The sequence below is a fragment of the Pseudomonas sp. genome (assembly GCF_035512415.1).
In the GTDB taxonomy this organism is placed as follows: Bacteria; Pseudomonadota; Gammaproteobacteria; order Pseudomonadales; family Pseudomonadaceae; genus Aquipseudomonas.
Genome location: NZ_DATKDZ010000045.1, coordinates 80,995 through 104,782, shown reverse-complemented (window position 1 = coordinate 104,782; position 23,788 = coordinate 80,995). Strand labels below are relative to the sequence as shown.

The 23,788-nt window shown below is 61.6% G+C and carries 26 protein-coding genes; 5 read left to right on the top strand and 21 right to left on the bottom strand.

The genetic code is table 11. The annotated features are described in order from the left end of the window. Nucleotides 1-3 precede the first annotated feature (3 nt). The 8 genes from murB to VMP31_RS22820 all read right to left on the bottom strand — a co-directional run bounded on the left by murB (nt 4) and on the right by VMP31_RS22820 (nt 6,881). Nucleotides 4-1,038 carry a UDP-N-acetylmuramate dehydrogenase gene (gene murB / locus VMP31_RS22855; protein ID WP_325510061.1) on the bottom strand — a complete coding sequence of 345 codons (1,035 nt, stop codon included), beginning with the start codon at nt 1,036-1,038 and terminating at the stop codon, nt 4-6. Further along, nucleotides 1,035-1,499, bottom strand: a complete 465-nt coding sequence (locus VMP31_RS22850; protein WP_325510059.1) for a low molecular weight protein-tyrosine-phosphatase — start codon at nt 1,497-1,499, stop codon at nt 1,035-1,037. Before VMP31_RS22850 ends, murB begins: the two co-directional genes overlap by 4 nt. After that, nucleotides 1,499-2,263 carry a 3-deoxy-manno-octulosonate cytidylyltransferase gene (kdsB, locus tag VMP31_RS22845; protein ID WP_325510057.1) on the bottom strand — a complete coding sequence of 255 codons (765 nt, stop codon included), beginning with the start codon at nt 2,261-2,263 and terminating at the stop codon, nt 1,499-1,501. The genes VMP31_RS22850 and kdsB overlap by 1 nt, the downstream gene beginning before the upstream one ends. After that, the gene (locus VMP31_RS22840; protein ID WP_090387286.1) at nt 2,264-2,449 is read right to left on the bottom strand and encodes a Trm112 family protein; all 186 of its coding nucleotides are present in this window, start codon (nt 2,447-2,449) and stop codon (nt 2,264-2,266) included. 61 nt (nt 2,450-2,510) lie between these two features. After that, nucleotides 2,511-3,512, bottom strand: a complete 1,002-nt coding sequence (lpxK, locus tag VMP31_RS22835) for a tetraacyldisaccharide 4'-kinase (protein ID WP_325510053.1) — start codon at nt 3,510-3,512, stop codon at nt 2,511-2,513. A 13-nt stretch (nt 3,513-3,525) separates the two neighbouring features. Beyond that, on the bottom strand, nt 3,526-3,954 hold the full coding sequence (locus VMP31_RS22830; RefSeq protein ID WP_325510051.1) for a biopolymer transporter ExbD: 429 nt from the start codon (nt 3,952-3,954) through the stop codon (nt 3,526-3,528). Continuing rightward, nucleotides 3,951-4,583 carry a MotA/TolQ/ExbB proton channel family protein gene (locus VMP31_RS22825; protein ID WP_325510049.1) on the bottom strand — a complete coding sequence of 211 codons (633 nt, stop codon included), beginning with the start codon at nt 4,581-4,583 and terminating at the stop codon, nt 3,951-3,953. The genes VMP31_RS22830 and VMP31_RS22825 overlap by 4 nt, the downstream gene beginning before the upstream one ends. Before the next feature lie 72 nt (nt 4,584-4,655). Continuing rightward, complete coding sequence (locus VMP31_RS22820; RefSeq protein ID WP_325510047.1) at nt 4,656-6,881, bottom strand: DNA internalization-related competence protein ComEC/Rec2; 2,226 nt, start codon at nt 6,879-6,881, stop codon at nt 4,656-4,658. A 135-nt stretch (nt 6,882-7,016) separates the two neighbouring features. Between VMP31_RS22820 and VMP31_RS22815 the strand changes: the two genes are divergently transcribed. After that, nucleotides 7,017-7,541 (top strand): DUF2062 domain-containing protein, encoded by a 525-nt coding sequence (locus VMP31_RS22815; protein ID WP_325510045.1) that lies wholly within the window; start codon nt 7,017-7,019, stop codon nt 7,539-7,541. 105 nt (nt 7,542-7,646) lie between these two features. On the opposite strand, the gene VMP31_RS22810 is transcribed toward VMP31_RS22815, so the two are convergent. From VMP31_RS22810 to VMP31_RS22800, 3 genes are read right to left on the bottom strand one after another with little or no spacing between them, the layout of a single operon-like run. Further along, nucleotides 7,647-8,891 (bottom strand): lipoprotein-releasing ABC transporter permease subunit, encoded by a 1,245-nt coding sequence (locus VMP31_RS22810; protein ID WP_325510043.1) that lies wholly within the window; start codon nt 8,889-8,891, stop codon nt 7,647-7,649. Next, nucleotides 8,891-9,574 carry a lipoprotein-releasing ABC transporter ATP-binding protein LolD gene (gene lolD / locus VMP31_RS22805; RefSeq protein ID WP_325510117.1) on the bottom strand — a complete coding sequence of 228 codons (684 nt, stop codon included), beginning with the start codon at nt 9,572-9,574 and terminating at the stop codon, nt 8,891-8,893. The genes VMP31_RS22810 and lolD overlap by 1 nt, the downstream gene beginning before the upstream one ends. 7 nt (nt 9,575-9,581) lie before the next feature. Next, nucleotides 9,582-10,832, bottom strand: a complete 1,251-nt coding sequence (locus VMP31_RS22800) for a lipoprotein-releasing ABC transporter permease subunit (protein ID WP_325510041.1) — start codon at nt 10,830-10,832, stop codon at nt 9,582-9,584. A gap of 95 nt (nt 10,833-10,927) precedes the next feature. Between VMP31_RS22800 and VMP31_RS22795 the strand changes: the two genes are divergently transcribed. The 3 genes from VMP31_RS22795 to VMP31_RS22785 are packed head-to-tail and all read left to right on the top strand — an operon-like array spanning nt 10,928 to nt 12,539. After that, nucleotides 10,928-11,509, top strand: a complete 582-nt coding sequence (locus VMP31_RS22795) for a PilZ domain-containing protein (protein ID WP_325510039.1) — start codon at nt 10,928-10,930, stop codon at nt 11,507-11,509. A gap of 11 nt (nt 11,510-11,520) precedes the next feature. Next, entirely contained in the window at nt 11,521-11,823 is a 303-nt protein-coding gene (locus tag VMP31_RS22790) for a phosphodiesterase (protein ID WP_325510115.1), read from the top strand. Continuing rightward, entirely contained in the window at nt 11,820-12,539 is a 720-nt protein-coding gene (locus VMP31_RS22785) for a glycerophosphodiester phosphodiesterase (protein ID WP_325510037.1), read from the top strand. Before VMP31_RS22790 ends, VMP31_RS22785 begins: the two co-directional genes overlap by 4 nt. 198 nt (nt 12,540-12,737) lie before the next feature. Here VMP31_RS22785 and sthA read toward each other — a convergent pair whose 3' ends face one another. The 9 genes from sthA to VMP31_RS22740 all read right to left on the bottom strand — a co-directional run bounded on the left by sthA (nt 12,738) and on the right by VMP31_RS22740 (nt 21,366). Beyond that, a complete protein-coding gene (gene sthA, locus VMP31_RS22780) occupies nt 12,738-14,132 on the bottom strand; it encodes a Si-specific NAD(P)(+) transhydrogenase (RefSeq protein ID WP_325510035.1) in 1,395 nt (464 codons plus the stop codon). A gap of 124 nt (nt 14,133-14,256) precedes the next feature. Further along, nucleotides 14,257-14,487, bottom strand: coding sequence for a (Na+)-NQR maturation NqrM (gene nqrM / locus VMP31_RS22775; RefSeq protein WP_325510033.1), 231 nt, complete (start codon nt 14,485-14,487; stop codon nt 14,257-14,259). After that, a complete protein-coding gene (locus VMP31_RS22770) occupies nt 14,484-15,509 on the bottom strand; it encodes an FAD:protein FMN transferase (protein ID WP_325510031.1) in 1,026 nt (341 codons plus the stop codon). The genes nqrM and VMP31_RS22770 overlap by 4 nt, the downstream gene beginning before the upstream one ends. Nucleotides 15,510-15,511: 2 nt before the next feature. Beyond that, nucleotides 15,512-16,738, bottom strand: a complete 1,227-nt coding sequence (nqrF, locus tag VMP31_RS22765) for an NADH:ubiquinone reductase (Na(+)-transporting) subunit F (RefSeq protein WP_325510029.1) — start codon at nt 16,736-16,738, stop codon at nt 15,512-15,514. 15 nt (nt 16,739-16,753) lie between these two features. Further along, complete coding sequence (gene nqrE / locus VMP31_RS22760) at nt 16,754-17,362, bottom strand: NADH:ubiquinone reductase (Na(+)-transporting) subunit E (RefSeq protein WP_090387314.1); 609 nt, start codon at nt 17,360-17,362, stop codon at nt 16,754-16,756. Beyond that, the gene (locus VMP31_RS22755; RefSeq protein ID WP_325510026.1) at nt 17,362-18,036 is read right to left on the bottom strand and encodes an NADH:ubiquinone reductase (Na(+)-transporting) subunit D; all 675 of its coding nucleotides are present in this window, start codon (nt 18,034-18,036) and stop codon (nt 17,362-17,364) included. The genes nqrE and VMP31_RS22755 overlap by 1 nt, the downstream gene beginning before the upstream one ends. Then, a complete protein-coding gene (locus tag VMP31_RS22750; RefSeq protein ID WP_325510024.1) occupies nt 18,033-18,821 on the bottom strand; it encodes a Na(+)-translocating NADH-quinone reductase subunit C in 789 nt (262 codons plus the stop codon). Before VMP31_RS22750 ends, VMP31_RS22755 begins: the two co-directional genes overlap by 4 nt. After that, complete coding sequence (locus tag VMP31_RS22745) at nt 18,814-20,025, bottom strand: NADH:ubiquinone reductase (Na(+)-transporting) subunit B (protein ID WP_325510022.1); 1,212 nt, start codon at nt 20,023-20,025, stop codon at nt 18,814-18,816. Before VMP31_RS22745 ends, VMP31_RS22750 begins: the two co-directional genes overlap by 8 nt. A 3-nt stretch (nt 20,026-20,028) precedes the next feature. Then, nucleotides 20,029-21,366 (bottom strand): Na(+)-translocating NADH-quinone reductase subunit A, encoded by a 1,338-nt coding sequence (locus VMP31_RS22740; protein WP_325510020.1) that lies wholly within the window; start codon nt 21,364-21,366, stop codon nt 20,029-20,031. Nucleotides 21,367-21,638: 272 nt separating this feature from the next. On the opposite strand from VMP31_RS22740, the gene VMP31_RS22735 reads away from it, so the two are divergent. Next, complete coding sequence (locus VMP31_RS22735) at nt 21,639-22,199, top strand: chalcone isomerase family protein (RefSeq protein ID WP_325510018.1); 561 nt, start codon at nt 21,639-21,641, stop codon at nt 22,197-22,199. Between the two features lie 86 nt (nt 22,200-22,285). Here the strand turns inward: VMP31_RS22735 and VMP31_RS22730 are convergent, their stop codons facing one another. Continuing rightward, a complete protein-coding gene (locus VMP31_RS22730) occupies nt 22,286-23,752 on the bottom strand; it encodes a glyceraldehyde-3-phosphate dehydrogenase (protein ID WP_325510016.1) in 1,467 nt (488 codons plus the stop codon). Nucleotides 23,753-23,788 lie beyond the last annotated feature (36 nt).

Sequence of the window (23,788 nt, the reverse complement as noted above, 5' to 3'; positions counted from 1 at the left end):
GCCTTATAGCACGTTTGGCTCAATCTCCAATTCCACGGCAAAACGCTGGGCGATATCCGCCTGGATATGCTGCGCCAGTGCCAATAACTGCGCGCCGGTGGCTGCGCCGTAATTGACCAGCACTAACGCCTGCAAGCGATGCACCCCGGCATCCCCTTCACGAAAGCCCTTCCAGCCCGCACGCTCGATCAGCCAGCCAGCGGCCAGCTTGAACTGCCCGTCCGCCTGCCCATCCACCACCTGGGGATAGGCCACCAGATCGGCATGCTCAGCACGCAGGCGCTGCGCCAGTTCGGCAGACACCAAGGGATTTTTAAAGAAGCTGCCGGCATTGCCCAGCTCAGCCGGATCCGGCAGTTTTTCGCTGCGAATGGCGCAGATGGCCTGACTGACATCCAGCGCCGTCGGCGCATTGATGCCCTGCTCCGCCAGACGCTGACGCACCGGGCCGTAATCCAGACGCAGCTCAGCGGCGCGGCTCAAGGCAAAGCGCACCCGCAGGATGACCCAGCGCCCGCTTTCACGCTTGAACAGGCTATCGCGGTAGGCAAAGGCGCAGTCCTGCAGGGAAAACTCACGCAGCTCGCCACTGTGCCGATCCAAGGCGGTCAAACCGGCAAACAGATCCTTCAGCTCAACGCCGTACGCGCCGATATTCTGCACCGGAGCAGCGCCCACGGTGCCGGGAATCAGGCTGAGGTTTTCCAGGCCGGCAAAGCCCTGCGCCAGCGTCCACTGCACAAAAGGATGCCAGGGCTCGCCGGCTTCGGCCTCGATCACAACACGCTCGCCGTCATCGCTCAGTACGCGAATACCGCGACTGGCCATGCGCAGCACCAGGGCATCGACATCACGGGTCAGCAGCAGGTTGCTGCCGCCGCCGAGCAGCAGCACCGGCAGTTGCTGCGCCTGGGCGTAAGCCAGGGCCTCGGCCACCTGCTGATCGTTACACACCTCGACAAAATGGCTAGCCGAGGCTTCGACGGCAAAGCTGTTATAGGGTTTCAGCGATACCTGGGGACGAATCTGCAGGCTCATAAGCGCCCCTTGAGTTCGAGCACCAGGGCATCACAGGCTTGTTCGAGCAAATCCAGCACCTGGGCAAAACCTGCTTCGCCGCCGTAATAGGGATCAGGCACTTCATCCAGCTCCAGCTGATAACGACGCAGAAACAGGTCCAGCTCGGCCGAGGCATCGCCCGGGCGCAGCTGCTGCAAGTCGTGCAGGTTGCTGTTATCCATGGCCAGAATCAGGTCGAAGGCATGAAAATCCGCCACCTTGACCTGCCGTCCACGCAATGCAGACAGGTCATAGCCACGCTGCTGCGCGGCCTGACGCGTGCGGATATCCGCCGCCTTGCCCACATGCCAATCGCCAGTGCCGGCCGAATCGACCTCGATGCGCCCTTCCAGCCCGGCCTCACGCAGCTTGTGGCGCAAGACGCCTTCTGCGGTGGGCGAGCGGCAGATATTGCCCAGACAAACAAACAGAACGCGCATCAGGCCCCCAGCAGGCGGCGAACGCGCTCAAGGTCTTCCTGAGTGTCGACCCCGGCAGGCGGAGCCTCAAGGGCATCGGCGACATGAATACGCACGCCATGCCAAAGCGCGCGCAACTGCTCCAGGCACTCGGTGTCTTCCAGCCAGCACGGGCCCCAGGCGACGAAGTCGTGGAGGAACTGCGCACGGTAGGCGTAGATGCCGATATGCCGGCGGTACGGTACGCCTGCGGGCAGCTCGTCGCGGCTCTGGGCGAAGGCATCCCGCGCCCAGGGCAGCGGCGCGCGGCTAAAGGTCAAGGCCAGGCCAGTCTTGTCACTGACCACCTTGACCACATTGGGGTTGAATAGCGCCTGCACATCCTCAATCGGCTCGGCCAGGGTGGCGATTGCCGCCTGCGGATTCGCTGCCAGGTTGGCCGCCACCTGATCGATGATCGCCGGCGGGATCAGCGGCTCGTCGCCCTGCACGTTGACCACGATGGCGTCAGCCGCCAGGCCCAAAGCCGTGGCCACTTCAGCCAGGCGGTCGGTACCGGAGTTGTGGGAGGCGTCGGTCAGCACTACCTGCGCACCAAAGCTGCGGCAGGCCTCAACGATGCGCGCATCGTCGGTGGCCACCACCACCTGTTGGGCGCTGCTTTTGCACGCCTGTTCCCAGACATGCTGAATCATCGGTTTTCCGGCAATATCCTGCAGCGGCTTGCCCGGCAGGCGACTGGAAGCGAAACGAGCCGGAATCACAACGGTAAAGGCAGTACTCATTTACTTGTCCAGGCGCTCGTCGACGTTGAGGGTGCGGGCTTCGGTTTCCAGCATCACAGGGATGCCATCGCGAACCGGAAAAGCCAGTGCGTCGGCCTTGCAGATCAGCTCGCTCTTGTCAGCGGCAAGTTTCAGCGGGCCCTTGCACAGTGGGCAGGCGAGAATGTCGAGTAGTTTCGGGTCCATGGGAGATCCTTGATAGGAAGCAGCTGCTGGGGCGGACGAGGCCGCCGAATGATCAGAACAGTCAGGCGCGCGGCATAAGACGCTGCAATTGCTGATCAAACCAGGCGACAAACGCGGCCGAAGGCTCGGCATCCACCGCCAGGTACCACCAATCGTCAGCCGCAAAGGCACGGCACTTGACCGCATCCTTTTCCGTCATCAGCACCGGCAGCGCCGGGCTGAAATTCAGCAGCTCGGCGCTGTACGGCGCATGATCGGCAAAGGCATGCCTGACAGGCCGCCAGTGTAGCCCTTCGAGGGTATTGAAGAAACGCTGCGGGTTACCGATACCGGCCACCGCGTGCAGGGCCTGGCCCGGAGGGAAATGCTCAAGGGAGCGAGTTTCGCCGCTGCGCAGATTGATCAGGGTCTGGGGCTGCAGGTTGAAACTGTAGCCACCCTGGGGATCCTCGCTCGCGCCGTTGTACAACAGCGCATCGACGCTGTGCAGGCGCTCCAGCGGCTCGCGCAGGGGGCCGGCAGGCAGGCAGCGGCGATTGCCCAGGCCGCGCGCCGCATCGATCAGCACCAGTTCCAGATCCCGGGCCAGGCGATAGTGCTGCAGGCCATCGTCGCTGAGAATCAGGTCCAGCGGCTCGGCAAGCAACAGGGTTGCCACCGCGCGGCCGCGATCCGGGTCGATCATCAGCGGCACGCCGCTGCGCTGCACGATCAGCAGCGGCTCATCGCCGGCGACACTGGCCGAATCGTCCCCCCGAACCCGCCAGGGCAGACTGGGTGGCTGCGCACCATAACCGCGACTGACCACACCGACGCGCAGGCCGCGGCTACGGCAGTGCTCGATCAGCCAGAGAATCATCGGGGTCTTGCCGGTGCCGCCGACGGTGATATTACCCACCACCAGCACCGGCACAGGTGCCCGGTAAATCTCGCCCTCGCCCGCGAGAAAGCGCGCGCGCTTACGCTGCACAACCGCGCGGTAGAGCCACTCCAGCGGCCGCAACAGCGCCAGCGCCGGGTGACCGGCATACCAGGCAGTTGTCAGACGCTCGGCCAGGCTCATAAGCGGGTAACCCTCAAGGCGCGGCCTGAGCCTCGACCGTGGTGATGCGCAGATGGGCAAAGCCCAGCTTGCCTGCGGCGTCCATGGCGGTGATCACGGCCTGGTGCGGGGTCTGGGCGTCGGCACTGATAATCAGCGGCAGGCTGTTATCGCCCTCCGACTCTTTGCGCAGGGCCGCCATCAGGCTGTCCAGATCACTCTTGAGCAAGGCCTTGGCATTCAGCGAATAACTGCCATCGGCCGCGATCAGCACCTCCAGCTGCTTCAGCTCGGTCTGCTCCGGCGGCGTGCCACTGGCGGCCTCCGGCAGATCGACCTTGAGCTGGGTCTCGCGGGTAAAGGTGGTAGTGACCACGAAAAACAGCAGCAGGATAAACACCACGTCGATCAACGAGGCCAGGTTGATTTCGACGTTTTCCCGCGGTTTGCGCCGGAATTTCACGCCTTGTCCTCACCCAGATCGACGTCGCGGTCACCCTGTACCACTTCCACCAGCTTGATCGCCTCCTGCTCCATACCGACCACCAGCTCGTCGATACGGCGCTGCAGGTAGCGATGGAAGAACAGCGCCGGAATGGCCACCATCAGGCCTGCCGCCGTGGTGATCAGGGCCTTGGAAATACCGGCAGCGAGCAGCGGCGCGTTAGCCATGCCTGCCCCCATAAAGGAGCTGAAGATTTCGATCATGCCCAGTACCGTGCCGAGCAGGCCCAGCAGCGGCGCGATGCCGGCAATGGTGCCCAGGGCATTGAGGTAGCGTTCCAGGTCGTGGATTACCCGGGCGGCAGCTTCCTGAATGCACTCCTTCATGATCTCGCGACCATGCTTGGAGTTGGCCAGCCCCGCAGCCAGGATCTGCCCCAGAGGCGAATTGGCGCGCAGTTCCTTGAGCTTCTGATTATTGAGTTTTTTGTCTTTGATCCACTTCCATACCTGACCGAGCAGGTTGGGTGGGGTGATGCGGCTCGGCCGCAGCGTCCACAGGCGTTCGGCAATAATGCCGGCCGCAGCGATAGAACACAGAATGATTGGCAGCATCATCCAGCCGCCAGCTTTGACCAGTTCCCACACGGTGGCAGATCCCCTTCACAAAAGTGGCGCCACTCTAGCATAGGGTCGCGGCCGCGCCGACCGCCGCGGTTCTCATTTTTCCCGCCAGAAACGTGCGCGATGGCGCAAACCCTCACCCGGCACGAAAGCGCCCAGGCGAATCCGTACCGCGCCCTGCTCGACACTGTCGTACAGGTCCGCGGAAACCGCCCGATAACGCGCCAGCACCTCGGCATGGGGGTGACCAAAGGCATTGTGCTGCCCGCGGGAGATCAGCGCCGCCCGGGGTGCAACCTGCGCCAGCAAGGCCTGCGATGAGGAACCGCGGCTGCCGTGGTGGGGAGCCAGCAGCCACTCGGCGCGCAGCGCCATATCGCTGGCCAGTAGCGCCTGCTCGGCGCGGCTGTCGATATCGCCGGTCAAGAGCAGGCGCTCGCCAGCGGCCTCGATCCGCAATACACAGGAGGCCTGGTTGCCGTCTCTGGCGGCCGCCCATTGCCAGAGGCTGAACTGCACGCCATCCCATTCCCAGCGCTGCCCGCTGACGCAGGCCTCGGCCTGCAGCCGTCCGGGCAAGCGTCCAGGCTCGCCGCTGACGACCCGGCGGACCGGCATCCCGCGCTGAATCGCCGGCGCGCCGCCGACGTGGTCGTTGTCGCCATGACTGAGCAGCAACAGGTCAAGCTCGCGCACACCCAGGGCCCGTATGGACGGCAATACCACCCGCTCGCCGGTGTCGAAGTCGCCGAAGCGCGGCCCGGCGTCGTAGAGCAACGTGTGCCCCTGGGTGCGCACCAGCACTGCCAAGCCCTGCCCCACGTCCAGCATCCACACCTCGGCCTGCGCATATTCCGGGCGCGATTGCGGGCTGAACAACAGCGGCAACAGCAGCACCGCACCCAGGCTGCGCCCGGGGATTCCCGCCGGCAGCAGTAACAACCAGGCCCCCAACAGCACCAATAACCAGGCCCACAGGGGCAATGCGCTGGGCAACCAGGCCGGTAGCCAGGCCGCCATCTGCCCGAGCAACATAAACAGCAAATCGAGCGTGGCCCCGGCCAGCCAGAGCACACTGCTGCCCACCCAGGGCAACGGCAACAACAGGCTGCCGAACAGCGCCAGCGGCACCACCAGCATGCCCACCACGGGCACTGCAATCAGATTGGCCAGCGGGCCGCTGACACTCACCGGCAAACCCAGCGCCAACAACAAGGGCAACAGGCCAACGGCCATGGCCCACTGCGCCCGCCCCAGACTCCGCCACCAGGGCCATGCGCCGAGCCGACCACTGAAGATCAGGATCAACAGCAATACCGCGCCAAACGACAGCCAGAAACCCGGCTGCAGGCTAGCCAGGGGCTCCAGCAGCAGAACCGCAACCAATGCCAGTAGCAGCGGCAACCAGACGCCCAGGTGACGAAAGCGCCAGCGCCAGAGCAGCACCAGCCCGACCATCACGCAAGCGCGCCGCACCGGCACCTCGAAACCCGCCAGCAGTCCATAACCCAGGGCCCCGGCAAAGGCCAGGCCACAGGCCCAGGGCAGCCAAGGCAGGCTTCGCGGCCACCAGCCCAGCCGCGCCAGACCGGCCACCAGGCCATACAGCAAGCCCGCCAGCAGGCCGATATGCTGCCCGGAAATCACCATCAGATGCACGGTGCCGGTGCTCTGCAGCACCTGCCAGTCGGCGGCCGACAAGCCAGAACCGTCGCCCAGCACCAGGGCCGTCAGCGCCCCCTCACGCCCTTGCGCGGGGGTGGCCAGCAGACGCTGACGCAGGCTATCGCGCCAGCTCCCCAGGCCATTGGCGGCGCGCAGCAACTCGCCGCTTTTCACCGTGCCGGTAGCGCCCAGACGCTGTGCCAGTAACCACGCCTCGTAATCGAATGACTGCGGGTTGACCAAGCCATGGGGGCGTTTGAGGCGCACGGCCAGCCGCCAGGTCTCCCCCGCCTGCAGCGCCGGCCCGCCATACCAAGCCAGACGCATACGTGCGGGCAGTTCGGCCCGCCGTGAGTGCGCGCCCTGCAGCTGAAAACGCACCACGCCCGCGCCCATCTCGGGCAAACCCACCACCTGCCCCTGCAGCCACAGGGTGCGACCATCGAGTTCGGCAGCCAGACGGTCATCCAGCGCCCACTGCGCAGAAATGCAGGCCCAGCTCAAACCGAACAGAAAGCAACCCAGGGGGTAAGCGCGCGAGGGCAGCAACAGCAGACCCAGCACCGGCAATAGACACAGCAGCCAGAACGGCGGCAACACCGGCAGAAAGCGCAGCACAAGCAACCCCACTGCAAGCGCCAATATCCCTATGCGCATACACTCGCTCCATCAGCCGACGCAGGGGTTTGACCCCGTGCTCAGCTTTTACATATTTGCTGTCACAAAGTGTGAAAGCAGGCCGTCATTAAACTGTGCATAATATCGGCGCTTTTTCCTCGTCCGAGAGCCTTCATGCCGCGTCGTTTATTCAAGCGCTACATGCCCAACCCAGAACGCATCAAGGCTAGCAAATCCTTGCGTTTTCTCGGGGCCTTGATTCACGACCCCAATCTCTGGCACCTCAACCGTCACTCCGTTTCCCGCGCTATGGCCATTGGCCTGTTCTGGGCCATGATCCCCATGCCCATGCAGATGCTGGTGGCCGCCCTAGTGGCCATCCCCGCCCGGGCCAACATGCCGATCTCGGTGGGCCTGGTCTGGCTGACCAACCCGGTAACCATGCCCGCGGTGTTCTATTGCAACTATAAGCTCGGTGCCTGGCTGATCAACACGCCGGCTATGCAGATGCCTGAACACATGAGCCTGGGCTGGATCGGTCATATGCTGCAGACCCACTGGCAACCGCTTTATCTCGGCTCCCTGGTACTGGGCATTGTGCTGGCCGTGATCGGCTACTTCGCCACCAACGCCTACTGGCACTGGTGGGTCAGGCGCAGCTGGCGCAAGCGCCAGGAAAAACGCCGCCTGCAACCGTAGGAGCCTGTCAGACTTAACACTGTCCTGCTGCGGGGAAACCCGACAGACTCCAGACAGCAAAAAGCCGTTACTCAGTAACGGCTTTTTCGTTTCAGGCAGCTTAGCCTACTCGTAACGCAGCGCATCGGCCGGTTGTATCTGCGCCGCCCGCCAGGAGGGGTAGAGCGTCGCCAGGAAGCTCAGGGCAAATGCCGCGCTGCAGATCAGCAACACATCGGAGAACAGCAACTGCGACGGCAGGTTGCTGATGAAATAGACATCCGAGCTCATGATCTGCTGACCGCTCAGCCGCTCGATCCAACCCACCAACTGGCTGACATTCAAGGCGGCGAGAATACCCAGCAGCGCACCGATCAGCGTACCTGTGACGCCAATCACCGTACCCTGGACCATAAAGATCCCCATGATCTGCCCAGGCGTGGCTCCCAGAGTCCGCAGAATGGCGATATCACCACCCTTGTCGGCCACCACCATGATCAGCGTGGCGATGATATTGAAGGCCGCCACCGCCACGATCAGCAGCAACAACAGACCGATCATGGTCTTTTCCATCTTCATCGCACTGAACAGGCTGCCCTGGGTCAGGGTCCAGTCGCTGGCCTTGTAGCCCTCGCCCAAACCTGCGGCAATGCTCGCCGCCACCTGCGGGGCCTGATACAGGTCCTGCAGCTTCAGGCGCACGCTCTGCACCTGACCCGGCTGCATACGCTGGATATGCGCCGCATCGGCGACATGGATCAGGGCCAGGGAGCTGTCCAGCTCAGCACCGACCTTGAACACCCCGACCACATTCAGGCGCTGCATACGCGGGCTGATACCACCCGGCACGCTGCTCAGCTCCGGCACGATCAACGCCAGCTTGTCGCCCACCTGCAACTGGAAACGCCGTGCGGTGATCTCACCGATCACCACCCCGAACTCGCCCTCGCGCAGATCGCTCAGGCGACCCTGCTGCATATGTTTGTCGATAATCGACACCTGCGGTTCCAGCGCCGGATCGACGCCCTGCAACTGGATCGGCTGCATCGCCCCGCGGAAGGACAGCATGCCCTCCAGTTCGGCAAAGGGCACCGCGGCGACAACCTGGGGATTCTTGCGCGCGGCGGCGGCCACAGTTTGCCAGTCATCCAGCGGCTGCAGCCCGGCGATACTGGCGTGCGGCACCATGCCGAGAATCCGCGTGCTCATTTCCTTCTGGAAACCGTTCATCACCGACAGCACCACGATCATGGCCAGCACACCCAGGGCCAGACCGATCATCGAAGTCAGCGAGATAAAGGAAATAAAGTGATTGCGCCGCTTGGCCCCGGTATAGCGCATACCGATAAAGATACTCAGCGGACGAAACATCAGACAGCCACCAGCTTGCCGTCTTCCAGACGCAGGATGCGGTCCATCTGCCGGGCCAGCCCCATATCGTGGGTCACTACCAGAAACGCCGTCTGCGAAGAGCTGCTCAGCTCGCGCATCAGCTCCTGAATACCCTGGGCGGTGTGGTGGTCGAGGTTGCCGGTGGGCTCATCGAGCAACACCAGCCCCGGTTTGTTCACCAGCGCCCGGGCAATCGCCACGCGCTGCCGCTCGCCGCCGGACAACTCTGACGGCTTGTGCGCCAGACGATGGCCCAGGCCGACCCGCTCCAGTAGCGCAGTGGCACGCTGACGGGCCTCGGGGATCGGCGTGCGGCCGATCAGCAGCGGCATGCAGACGTTTTCCAGGGCGGTGAATTCCGGCAACAGATGATGGAACTGATAGACGAAACCCAGGGCCCGGTTGCGCAGCAGGCCCCGCTGTTTCTCATTCAGCGCCGACAGCTCTTCGCCCGCCAGCCAGACACTGCCAGTACTCGGCGTATCCAGACCGCCGAGCATATTGAGTAGGGTGCTCTTGCCTGAGCCGGAAGTGCCGACGATGGCCAGGCGCTCGCCGGGATGCAGTTCGAGCTGCAGATCCGCCAGCACCACCACCGACTGTGGGCCCTCGTCATAACTCTTACTGAGATTGCGACAACTAAGAACTGCCTTGTCTTGCATAAGCTGATCACTCATAACGCAGCGCCTCCGCGGGCTGGGTACGGGCCGCGCGCCAGGCTGGATAAAGGGTGGCAAGAAAACTCAGGAGCAGAGCCGCGGCACACACCAGCAGCACATCCTGGAGCATCAGTTGCGAGGGGATATAGTCGATAAAGTAGACATCGGCATTGAGAAACTGCATGCCCAGCAGCGACTCCAGGGCGGCAATGGCGGCACTCACATTGAGCGCGGCGAGGATGCCCAGGACAGCGCCGATGGCCGTGCCAAACACCCCGATCACCGTACCCTGGACCATAAAGATCGCCATGATCTGTCCCGGCGTCGCGCCCAAGGTGCGCAGGATGGCGATATCGCCCTTCTTGTCGGTCACCACCATCACCAGGGTGGAGATGATATTGAAGGCCGCCACCGCGACGATCAGCAGCAGCAACAGACCGATCATGGCCTTTTCCATGCGGATCGCCTGATACAGGTTGCCATGGGTGCGGGTCCAGTCGCGGGCATGGTAATCGCCCTCGCCGAGAGTCTGCGCCAGGGCCCAGGCCGTACGCGGGGCCTCGAACAGATCGGCGAACTTCAGGCGGATGCCCTGCACCTGATCGGCCTGCCAGCGCTGCAGGCGGGCCAGGTCCTGCACATGGGTCAGGGCCAGGTGGCCGTCAATCTCGCCGGCACCGACATGAAACAGGCCGACTACGGTAAAGCGCTTGAGCCGCGGGAACATCCCGGCAGGGGTAACGGTTACTTCCGGGGCGACGAAGGTGATCTTGTCGCCCAGGCCCACACCCAGCTTGGCCGCGGCCTTGTCGCCGATCACCATGCCGAATTCGCCGGGGCGCAGATCCGCCAGCCGGCCCTGCTGGAAGAAGTCATCGATAATCGACACCTTGACCTCTTCCAGCGGGTCAATCGCGTTGATCAGCACCTTCTGCACCTTGCCCTCATAGGTCAGCAGACCCTGCATCTGGCTGAAGGGGGCCGCCGCCAGCACCTGGGGATTGGCCTGCGCCTGCTCGGCCAGGCTGCGCCAGTCGTCGATCGGCGTGGCACTCTCAACGGTGGCGTGCGGCACCATGCCGAGCACCCGGGTGCGCATTTCATGGTCGAAACCATTCATCACCGACAGCACCAGAATCATCACCAGCACACCCAGTGCCAGCCCGATCATCGAAGTCAGGGATATAAAGGAAACGAAGTGATTGCGGCGTTTGGCGCGCGTGTAGCGCGTACCAATAAATACGAACAGAGGTCTGAACATGTCGGGGGCTGATTCGAGGGAAAAAGAAACGTCCTTGTGGCGGGGCTTGGCGAGCAGCTTTACACTCAGACCACTACTGCTGCCATGGGTTCGCCATGTCGACTCAAGATGAAGATGACCGCCGCGAATACTATCGTATCGACGATACGATCGCACTGGAATTCACCCCGCTGTCCGGCGCAGATGCCCTGGCCAGCGACGCGCTGCACGACAGCTCGCCGCTGTTCAACCTGCTCAGCGACCTGCACCTGATGGATTTCGAGTCGCAGCACCTGCTGCGGCATATCAGCGAACGCGACCGCACCCTGGCCAACTACCTCAAGGTCATCAACAAACGCATCGACCTGCTCGGCCAGGCCGTGGCCCAGAGCCTGCTGCGCGATATCGGCGCGCCGCGCCAGGTCAGCCTGTCCGAAGGCGGCGTGAGCTTCAACAATGCGCAGAGCATCGCCCTCGACACCCACCTGGCGATCAAGATGGTCTTGATGCCACAGGCCCTGGGCCTCCTGCTCAGAGCCAAGGTGGTGCACTGCAGTCCGCTGCCGTCGCAGCAGTTCGAGATCGGCACCGAGTTCGAAGCCCTGACCGATGCCCAACGCCAACTGCTAGCCCGGCACATCCTGCAACGCCAGGCACTGGAACGACGCCAGGCCCGCGAACTACCGGACCAACCCTGATGAGCACTCTGATGTTGCCACGCCTGCTGTTATTGCTCTGCCTGCTGCCCCTGGGCGCAGCCGCGGAGGTCCTGCAAATTCCCATCGGCCAGCAAGGCACAGGCCAGCTCGGACTGCCTCAGCTCGGTGAATCGCAACGCGCGGTACTCGAACGTTTCGGCCTGGCCGATCAAGAGCACCCCAGCGTCGGCAACCCGCCGATTACGCGCTGGGATTACCGCGAATTCAGCGTCTATTTCGAACACCAGCATGTGATCAACAGCGTGCGCCATCACCAACCCGGCGCAACCCCAGCCAACAAGGAGCAGCAGTGACGGTCATTTATGGACACCGTGGGGCCAAGGGCGAAGCACCGGAAAACACCCTTGTCAGCTTCCAGAAATGCCTGGAAGCCGGCGTAAGCCGTTGCGAACTGGACCTGCACCTGTCGCGCGACGGCGAACTGATGGTCATTCACGACCCCAGCCTCAAACGCACCACAGGCCACCGCGGCAAGGTGATCGAGCACGACGCCGCCGAACTGGTCGGTTATGACGCGCGCAAGGGTGGCCCTGGCTGGGTGCACCCCTGCCCTATCCCGCGCCTGGAAGAGCTGTTTCAGCAGTGCCCGTTCGAACATTGGCAGCTGGAAGTCAAAAGCGCCTCGAAGACTCGCGCCGCCCAGACCGTCAAGGCCATTGCCGAGCTGGCCGAGCGCTATCAGCTAAGCGACCAGCTCACCGTCACCTCCAGCTCCCGGGAGGTGCTCGCGGCCCTGCTGCACCTGGCCCCGCAGCTCAAACGCGGTCTGGTGGCCGAATATGCCTGGCTCGATCCACTGAAAGTAGCCAAGCACTACGACTGCCACCTGCTGGCCCTGAACTGGACCCTGTGCACCCCGGAACGCCTGCTCAAGGCCCAGAAGAACGGCCTGCATGTCTCGGTGTGGACAGTCAACGAACCAGCACTGATGCGCCGACTGGCGGATTTCGGTGCGGACAGCATCATCACTGACTTCCCGGGCCTGGCGGTGCAGACGCTCGGCGGCTGAGCTCGGAAGCCAGATGCAACCTGAGGCGATGCGACTGTAGGGCGGGTGAAACCCAGCCCAGCACGCATAAAAAAACCGGCCACCAGGGCCGGTTTTTCGTTAAGCCTGATCAGAAACTCTCCCGATTGGGCCAGCGCCAGTCGCAGGAGTCGCTGAGCGGGTTCTCCCCGGCCGGCTCAGGCCACCGGCCGGAGCCGCTCAAAAAAGCCGGTTGAGACCGTCGAACGCCGCCACCCGGTAGGCTTCCGCCATGGTCGGGTAGTTGAACGTGGTGTTGACGAAGTACTTGATGCTGTTGGCCTCGCCCTTCTGGTTCATGATCGCCTGACCGATATGCACGATCTCCGAGGCCTGGTAGCCGAAGCAGTGCACGCCGAGGATTTCCAGGGTGTCGCGATGGAAGAGGATCTTCAGCATGCCCACCGGTTCATGGGAAATCTGCGCCCGCGCCATGCCCTTGAAGAACGCCTTGCCCACTTCGTAGGGAATCTTGGCCTGGGTCAGTTCGCGCTCGTTCTTGCCGATCGAGCTGATCTCCGGAATGGTGTAGATGCCCGTCGGCACGTCATCGACAAAGCGCCAGCTGCCATTGTCGACGATGCTGCCGGCAGCCGAGCGGCCTTGGTCGGCCGCCGCACTGGCCAGGCTCGGCCAGCCGATCACGTCGCCCGCAGCGTAGATGTTCGACACCTCTGTGCGGTAACTCTGGTCGACTTCGATCTGCCCACGGCCGTTGACCTTGATGCCGATATTCTCCAGCCCCAGCTGATCGGTGTTGCCGGTACGGCCATTGCACCAGAGAAAGGCGTCGGCCTTGATCTTCTTGCCGGATTTGAGGTGCAGAACCACCCCGTTATCCACGCCTTCAACGCTTTCGTAGTCTTCGTTGTGGCGAATCAGCACGTTGTTATTGCGCAGGTGGTAGCTCAATGCATCGGAGATTTCCGCATCGAGGAAGCTCAGCAACTGGTCACGGTTGTCGATCAGATCAACCAGCACGCCCAGGCCGCTGAAGATCGAGGCGTACTCGGAACCGATCACCCCGGCACCGTAGATGATGATGCGGCGCGGGGTGTGGCCGAGACTGAGGATGGTGTCGCTGTCATAGATGCGCGGGTGGTGAAAGTCCACGTCCGCCGGGCGGTAAGGTCGCGAGCCGGTGGCGATGACGATCTGCTTGGCCACCAGTGTTTCCACCACGCCATTGGGGCACACCACTTCGACGGTCTGCTCGTCGGCAAAGCTGCCGGTACCAAAGAACACATCGATACGGTTGCGTGCGTAATAACCGGTACGTGAGGTCACCTGCTTGGCGATCACCCGCTCGGCGCTTTTCAGCACATCCGGGAAGGAGAACCAGCGCGGCTCGCCGATCTGGCGGAACATCGGGTTGGTATTGAACTGCATGATCTGCCGCACCGAGTGGCGCAGCGCCTTAGACGGGATGGTGCCCAAGTGGGTGCAGTTGCCGCCGACTTCACGACGGCTATCGACCACGGCCACCTTGCGCCCGGCTTTGGCCGCGTTCATTGCCGCGCCCTCGCCCGCCGGACCCGAGCCCAGCACCACCACATCGTAGTTGTAGACCGCCATGTTTACTCCTTCAGATCACACCTGAGCACTTGTACCGTGCTCTCGGCAGGGCCAGCACTGCACCGGGCAGCCTGACAATCGATACGTGATTCACCAGCCTGACATGCAGGCCGGCGAATGGCGATTAGCGCTTGGTCGCGTCATAGGCCAGCGCACTGGGACTGGTCTCGCCTGCGCCGCTGTTGATCTCTTCACATTTCTCGCGACTGCCGCCGCAAATCGAGCATTCCTTCTCGATACCCAGGTTGGCGATACCGCCGCACGAGCCGGCGATGGGCTTGCGGCCCATCATTACGCCCACCGCCATCATGCCCACTACCAGCAGCATGGTCAGAAACACCACTAAAAACGTCATTGCTCTTCTCCTGCAGCGAATAGCTGCTCAAAAGCCTGAGTACTCTGTGTGACGAATGCCTCGCCCTCACGGGTCACGAAAAACGCCGCAATGCCCTGCTGCTCGGCAAATGCCAGACCGCGCTCGGTGCCCATCACCATCAGTACGGTAGACAAACCATCGGCGCGCAAGGTCGATTTATCGGCCACGGTCACCGCCGCCAGCTTGTGGGTAATGGGTGCCCCGGTTGCCGGATCGAGGGTATGGGAATAACGCTGGCCGTTCTCCTCGAAATAGTTGCGGTAATCGCCAGAGGTGGAAATTCCATAGCCATCCAGCTCCAGCACCCTCTGTGCGACGCGCTGGCCGTCCTGAGGAGCCTCCAGGCCGATACGCCAGTGCTCGCCATCGGGCTTTCTTCCCGCCGCCTTGAGCTCGCCAGTGACCTCCACCAGATAACTGCCGATGCCCAGGTCACTTAGACGCTGGACGATGCGGTCCACCGCATAACCGGCAGCAATGCTGTTGAAGTCGACTTGCACATCGATATCCTTGCACAGCTGCCCCGCCTTGATCCGCAGATGCTGCATGCCCATGCGCTCACGCGCGGCGGCCAGCAACTGCGCAGTGGGAACCTTCTCGGCACGCGCCTTGGGGCCAAAACCCCAGAGGTTGAGCAGCGGTTCCAGGGTCAGATCGAAAGCCCCCTGGCTCTGCTGATTGAGCACTTGCCCGGCTGCGACCAGCTCCAGCACCCCATCCGGCATGGCCTGACAGCTGCCTGCGGGTGCCTGATTGAACTGCTCGATGGCGGAATCATCGCGATAGGTCGACATCTGCTGGTCAACGTCGGCCAGGATGCTTTCGGTCTCGCGCTTGAGCAGATCCAGGCTGGGCGAATCCTTGCCGCGCACGTACTTGATCGAGTAGGTGCTGCCCATGGTCGGGCCGCCAAACTCTTCCACCCGCTCTGAAAACCAGCAGCCCGTTAGGGCTGCCAGCAAGCTGGCAGCGATAACGGGCCGTAGTACCGCATAACTCATGCTTAACCGCCGAAGTCGTCGAGCAGGATGTTGTCCTCCTCCACACCCAGGTCGACCAGCATCTTGATCACCGCGGCGTTCATCATGGGCGGGCCGCACATGTAGAACTCGCACTCTTCCGGAGCCGGATGGTCCTTGAGGTAGTTCTCGTACAGCACGTTGTGAATAAAGCCCTTGAGACCGGTCCAGTTGTCTTCCGGCAGCGGATCGGACAGCGCCAGATGCCACTTGAAGTTGGGGTTCTCGGCCTGCAGCTGATCGTATTCTTCAACGTAGAAGGCTTCACGCATGGAGCGCGCGCCGTACCAGAAGCTGATCTTGCGCTTGGACTTCAAACGCTTGAGCTGGTCGAAGATGTGCGAACGCATCGGTGCCATACCGGCACCACCACCGATAAACACCATCTCGGCGTCGGTGTCCTTGGCGAAGAACTCACCAAACGGGCCGTACACATCGATCTTGTCGCCCGGCTTGAGGCTGAACACATAGGAACTCATCTTGCCCGGTGGCAGATCGTCCTTGCCCGGTGGCGGCGAAGCAATACGGATATTGAACTTCACCAGGCCCACTTCTTCCGGGTAGTTGGCCATGGAGTAGGCACGGATCACGGTCTCTTCGACCTTGGACACGTACTTCCACTGGTTAAATTTGTCCCAGTCGCCGCGGTACTCTTCCTGAATATCGAAGTCCTTGTAGTGCACTTCGTGCGGCGGGCATTCCAGCTGCACATAACCACCGGCGCGGAAGTCGACGCTTTCGCCTTCCGGCAGCTTCAGCGTCAACTCCTTGATGAAGGTGGCCACGTTGGGGTTGGACTCAACGGTGCATTCCCACTTCTTCACGCCGAATACTTCTTCCGGCACTTCGATCTTCATGTCCTGCTTGACCGGAGTCTGACAGGACAGACGCCAGCCAGCCTTGGCTTCGCGACGGGTGAAGGCAGCCTCTTCGGTCGGCAGCATTTCGCCGCCGCCATGCTCGACCACACACTTGCACTGGGCGCAGGTACCGCCGCCGCCACAAGCCGAAGACAGGAAGATATTGTTGGCCGCCAGGGTCTGCAGCAACTTGCCGCCGGCCGGTACCACAATGGTCTTCTCGCCGTTGATCTCGATGCTCACGTCACCGCTGGAAACCAGCTTGGCGCGCGCCGCGATAATGATCAGCACCAACGCCAGCACAATGCCGGTGAACATGCCGATCGCGATAAAAATCTCGAAATTGATCATCTATTCATCCCTTCCTTACAACTGCACGCCGGAGAAGGACATGAAGCCCAGAGACATCAGACCGATGGTGATAAAGGTGATACCCAGGCCCTGCAGGCCCTCAGGTACATCGCTGTACTTGAGCTTCTCGCGAATCCCCGCCAGAGCGGCAATCGCCAGGGCCCAGGAAACACCGGCACCGACACCGTAAACGGTACTTTCCGCCAGGTTGTAGTCACGCTCGACCATAAACAGCGAGCCACCCATGATGGCGCAGTTCACGGTGATCAACGGCAGGAACACGCCGAGCGCGTTGTACAGCGAGGGCACGTACTTATCCAGGGTCATCTCGAGGATCTGTACGATCGCCGCGATTACACCGATAAAGGTCAGCAGGCCGAGGAAGCTGAGGTCGACCTGCGGGTAACCGGCCCAGGCCAGCGCACCGTCCTTGAGCAGGTTGGTGTAGATCAGGTTGTTCACCGGCATGGTGATACCCAGTACCACCACTACGGCGATACCGAGACCAATGGCGGTTTCGACCTTCTTGGAGATGGCAATAAAGGTACACATGCCGAGGAAGAACGCCAGGGCCATGTTCTCAACGAACACCGCACGGACGAACAGGCTGATGTAGTGCTCCATTAGTAGGCCTCCTTATTGGAGACTTGAGGTGCCATCTTGAAGCTCGGCTTCTCGACCTGGTCTTTCTTCCAGACGCGGATACCCCAGATAAACAGACCGATCAGGAAGAACGCCGAAGGCGGCAGCAACAGCATGCCGTTAGGCTGATACCAGCCACCGTCGTTGATCACCGGAATGATCTCGTAACCCATCAGTTTGCCGGCACCGAACAGCTCACGAATGATGCCCAGGGCAATCAACATGGCGCTGTAGCCCAGACCGTTACCGATACCGTCGAAGAACGACAGCACCGGCGGGTTCTGCATGGCAAAGGCTTCGGCGCGCCCCATCACGATGCAGTTGGTGATGATCAACCCGACGAACACCGACAACTGCTTGGACAGGCTGAAGGCATAGGCCTTGAGCACCTGATCGACCACGATTACCAGGGAGGCAATGATCACCATCTGCACGATCATGCGGATCGAGCCCGGGATCTGGCTGCGGATCATCGAGATAAACAGGTTGGAGAACCCGGTTACTAAGGTCAGCGCGGCGGACATCACCAGTGCGGTTTTCAGGTTCGAGGTTACCGCCAGGGCGGAACAGATACCGAGAATCTGCAACCCGATGGGGTTGTTGTTGAAAATCGGATTAAGCAGGACTTCTTTAATAGTCGGCTGCGACATGATCAAGCCTCCCCTGCGCGCAGGTTCGCGATAAACGGACCGAAGCCATTCTGGCCGAGCCAGAACTTCAGCAGGTTGTCCACCCCATTGCTGGTCAGGGTAGCGCCTGCCAGGCCATCAACCTGATGCACGGCCTTGGGGCTCTGTGCATCGACACCACCCTTGACGATCTGCACGGCCAGTTTGCCGTCCTCATCGAACAGGGTCTTGCCTGGCCATTGGCCCTTCCACTTCGGATTGTCGACTTCGCCGCCCAGACCCGGCGTTTCGCCGTGCTGGTAGAAGCCCATGCCAACCACGGTATTGAGGTCGCCCTTGACCGCGATAAAGCCGTGCAGGGTCGACCACAGGCCGTAGCCACGAACCGGCAGGATCAGGGTTTCGACCTGACCATCCTTCTCCACCACATAAACAGTGCTGAAGCGTTCCTGACGTTTGATCCCGGCGATGTCATCGCTGCCCTTGAGCACCGAGGACATTTTCGGGTCCTTGGAGGCCTTGAGCGGATCGAAGGTGACCGGATCCTGGGCATCGGAGAACTTGCCGGTTTCCAGGTCCACCAGCTTGGCGCTGATGGTGCCTTTGAACAGCTCTTTGACCTCACGCGCCGACATCTTCGCATCGCCCAGACCGGCGATCGCAAGAATGCTGCGCTGCTTGTCCAGCAGACGGTTGTCCAACTGAGTCGGCTTCAGCGCCACAGCGGCACCTGCGACAAACACAGAGCACACCAGGCAGACCAGCAGGGCCACCGTCAGGGTGCGAGCGGTGGATTCTTTTTGACTAGACATTACGTGCCAGCCTCCGCTTGATATTGGCTTGAACGACGAAATGGTCGATCAGCGGTGCGAACAGGTTGGCGAACAGGATCGCCAGCATCATGCCTTCCGGGAAGGCCGGGTTGACCACACGGATCAACACCACCATCACGCCGATCAAGGCACCGAAAATCCACTTGCCGGTATTGGTCATGGATGCCGACACCGGGTCGGTGGCCATAAACAACATGCCGAAAGCAAAACCACCGACCACCAGGTGCCAGTACCAGGGCATGGCGAACATCGGGTTAGTGGTCGAGCCGAGCAGGTTGAACAGCATGCTCAGACCGATCATGCCCAGCATCACGCCGGCGACGATGCGCCAGGAAGCAATCTTGGTGATCAGCAACACACCACCACCAATCAGAATCGCCAGGGTGCTGGTCTCGCCGAGCGAGCCATGAATGGTGCCGACAAAGGCGCTCATCCAGGTGATGCCATTGCTCAGCACATTATCGATACCGCCGGCAGCCGCAAGGCTCAGGGAGGTTGCACCGGCAAAGCCGTCTACTGCTGTCCATACCGCGTCACCGGACATCTGCGCCGGGTAGGCGAAGAACAGGAAGGCACGGCCGGTCAGGGCCGGGTTGAGGAAGTTCTTGCCAGTACCACCAAACACTTCCTTGCCGATCACCACGCCGAAGCTGATACCCAGAGCGACCTGCCACAGCGGAATGCTCGGCGGCAGAATCAGGGCGAACAGCACGGAGGTAACGAAGAAGCCTTCGTTGACTTCGTGCTTGCGGATCGAAGCAAACAGCACTTCCCAGAAGCCACCGACGATAAACGCCGTCGCATAAACCGGCAGGAAGTAAGCCGCGCCCTGGATAAAGTTATCCCACAGGCTGTTGGGGTCGAACCCAGCCAGCGCGCCGATCAGCGCAAAGCGCCAGCCTTCCTGGGCAGTCAGCAGCTCAGGGTTGCTAGCGAAGATCAGGTTGGCCTGATAACCGGTGTTCCACATACCGAAAAACATCATCGGGAAGGTACACAACCACACAGTGATCATCATGCGCTTGAGGTCGATGCCGTCACGCACGTGGGCGGTGGTCTTGGTTACGCTGCCAGGGCGATAGAAGAAGGTGTCGACAGCCTCATAGAGGGCATACCACTTCTCGTATTTGCCGCCTTTTTCGAAGTTGTGCTCGACTTTATCGAGGAATGCACGAATACCCATGACTTAACCCTCCTTCTCAATACGGGCGAGGTTATCGCGCAGGATCGGGCCGTACTCATACTTGCCGGCACAGACATAGGTGCACAGCGCCAGGTCTTCTTCATCGAGTTCCAGGCAGCCCAGTTTCTGAGCCATCTCGGTGTCACCGACGATCAGGTAGCGCAGCAATTGCGTCGGCAGGATATCCAGCGGCATCACGGCTTCGTAGTTCCCCACCGGCACCATGGCGCGCGGGCTGCCATTGGTGGTGGTGGAGAAGGCGAACTTCTTCGCAGCATTGAGCTTGGAAACAAAGATGTTCAGCACCGAGTGCTTGTTCACCCCGGCGCGCAGGTAATGCATCAGCTCCCGCTCGTGCCCCTCAACCAGGCAAGACACCTGCAGGTGGTAGCGACCGAGGAAGGCGAAAGCGCCCTGGGCAGTACGACCACCCAGCACCGAACCGGAGATAACCCGGTTGAAGCCAGGCTGCAGCTGGCCCGCAGTCAGTTCGCTGAGGCTGGCACCCAGACGGGTACGCAGCAGACGCGGCTGCTCGACTACTGGGCCGGCCAGCGCGACAACGCGCTCGGTCCAGAGCTGCCCGGTAGTGAACAGCTTGCCGATGGCAATCACGTCCTGGTAGTTGATCGACCACACGCTCTTGCTGGCGTTGACCGGATCAAGGAAGTGGATATGGGTACCCGACAGCCCGGCAGGGTGCGGGCCGGCAAAGGTTTCAGTGTGCACGTGAGCCAACTGCTCGCCGGGCAACTTGACCCCGTCGGCCTTGCACAGGAAGACCTTGCCCAGATTGCCAAGAACCTGCAGACCGGATTCGAAGTCCGCAGCGTACTCGGCAATCACTACAGCCGGATCGGCTGCCAGCGGGTGGGTATCGATGGCGGTGACGAAGATCGAGCTGGGCTGCGCATCCACGGCCGGCACCTTGCTGAACGGGCGCGCCCGAAAAGCGGTCCACAGGCCCGACTGCTGCAGGGTCTCACGCACGCCGGCATTGCCGACAGTACCCAGCTGATCGGCCGGGAAATGCGCAAAGGTAACCTGCTCATCACCCTCGACATCGATCACCACGGACTGCAGCACACGCTTCTCACCGCGGTGAATAGCGCTGATCACACCGGCTGCGGGAGCCGTGTAATGCACACCCGGAGACTTCTTGTCAGAGAACAGAATCTGGCCAAGTTTGACCCGATCACCGACCTGAACCTCCATCGTAGGCTTCATACCGTGATAATCGAAGCCTATGACGGCGACACTACGTACCGGCCTTGCAGCCTCGATACGTTGCGCCGGCGCGCCTGTTATGGGCAAATCGAGCCCATGTTTTATTTTGATCATAGGTTTGCCTAACCACTGATTTATAAGCTTTTTTAGAATACGGGCGACATCGGCATGCTTAGTATGCAGAACAGTGCCGCTGGGATTATAGGCGCTGTTTATGATGTCGAACGCGGGAAAAAAATCCGTTTGATTATAAAGACCGTCCCCGCCACTGACCACCCAAGCGCTTGCTTTTTTTGACTTTTCGGTCACAACTCGCAACAGGTGCGCGCTTGACTGAAATAGCCACTGGAGCGAAACAGGATTACCCCAACTACAGGAGCCAAACCGTGCGCCAAATACTGGTGCTTGCCGCCCTGCTACTGCTCAGCGGCGAGCTGCTGGCCAACACCACCGAGCGCCTGCGCGAAGCCAACTTTGCCGCCCAGCGCACCCTTAGCGAGGACAGCCTGGAGCGCAAGAACCAGAGCGTACTCACCTACCTGTGGGTCGATGTCTATGCCGCGGCTTTCTATGCGCCGGCCCAGACCAGCGCCAACCAGGCCTTCAGCCGCCCACTCAAGCAACGCCTGGAGCTCTACTACTTCCGCAAGATCGGTCGCGAGGACGTGATCAAGGCCGCCTGGACGACGCTCAACCGGCAGCACAGCCCCGCCACCCTCGAGCACCTGCGCGGCGAACTCGATGCCCTGCATGACAAATTCCAGGATATCCAGCCCGGCGACCGCTACGCCCTGAACTTCACCCCGGAAAGCGGCCTGAGCCTGGAACGCAACGGCCAGACCGCCTTCACCAGCCAGGATCCGGAGCTGGCCATGGCTTACCTGGGCATCTGGCTGGCCCCCAACGGCCTGTCGGACACACTACGCAACCAACTGCTCGCCCAGTAACCCCTGAGCGACCGGCTCCGCCAAGGGTTTTTCTGCAAAAACGCAAAACGGGAGCCGAAGCTCCCGTTTTTTATTGCCGCTTGCGCTTAACGCGGGAAGGCGGGCGGGTTGACCCCGGCCATGTCTTCCATCACACGAATCACCTGACAGCTGTAACCGAACTCGTTGTCATACCAGACGTAGAGCACGACACGGTTGTCGTTGGCGATGGTGGCTTCGGCGTCGACCACACCGGCGTGGCGCGAGCCGACGAAGTCGGTGGACACCACTTCCTGGGAGCTGACGAAATCGATCTGCTTCTGCAGATCCGAGTGCATGGCCATCTGGCGCAGGTACTCGTTGACTTCCTCACGGGTGGTGGCCTTCTCAAGGTTGAGGTTAAGAATGGCCATCGATACGTTCGGCGTCGGCACACGAATGGCATTGCCAGTCAGCTTGCCTTTGAGCACCGGCAGCGCCTTGGCGGCTGCAGTGGCGGCACCGGTCTCGGTGATCACCATGTTCAGCGGCGCGCTGCGACCACGGCGATCGCCCTTGTGGAAGTTATCGATCAGGTTCTGGTCGTTGGTGTACGAGTGAACGGTTTCAACGTGGCCATTGACGATGCCGTACTGGTCATTGATCGCCTTGAGCACCGGCACGATGGCGTTGGTGGTGCAGGAAGCGGCCGAGATGATCTTGTCGTCAGCGGTGATTTCGCCGTGGTTGATGCCGTGCACGATGTTCTTCAGCGCGCCCTTGCCAGGTGCGGTGAGTACAACGCGGTCGACACCCGGGCAGGCCAGGTGCTGACCCAGGCCCTCGGCATCACGCCATACGCCAGTGTTGTCCACCAGCAGCGCGCTCTTGATGCCGTACTGGGTGTAATCCACTTCGGTCGGCGACTTGGCGTAGATCACCTGGATCAGGTTGCCGTTGGCGGTGAGGGTGTTGCTCTCCTCGTCAATGGTGATGGTGCCATTGAACTTGCCGTGTACCGAGTCGCGACGCAGCAGGCTGGCGCGCTTGACCAGGTCGTTGGTCGCGCCCTTGCGTACAACGATCGCGCGCAAACGCAGGCCGTCGCCGCCACCGGTTTTCTCGATCAGGATGCGCGCCAGCAGGCGGCCGATACGACCAAAGCCGTAGAGCACCACGTCGGTGCCTTCGCGGCCAGCACCGTTCTGCTTGCCGGCCACTTCGCTCAGCTCGTCCTTGACGAACTGCTCGATGCTGCGGCCATTGCCCTCGGCCTTGAACTTGCCGGCCATCTTGCCCAGGTCCACGGAGGCTGCGCCCAGCTTGAGCTCGCTCATGGTCTTGAGAATGGGGAAGGTATCGTGCACCGACAGCTCGCTGTCGTCAGCCAGGCGGTGACGGGCGAAGCGGTGGGCTTTGAGAATATCGATCACCGAACGGTTGATCAGACCACGTCCGTAGATCGAGGTAACCACGTTGTTGTTACGGTAGAGCTGGCCAATCATCGGAATCATCGCTTCCGCAAGGGCTTCTCGATCGATCCACTCACCGAGACACTGGTCGGGCTTCTGAGTCACGGGCAGTACCTTCCACATGTAGGGGCTGAAAAAAGGGGCTACATTATGCCGGCG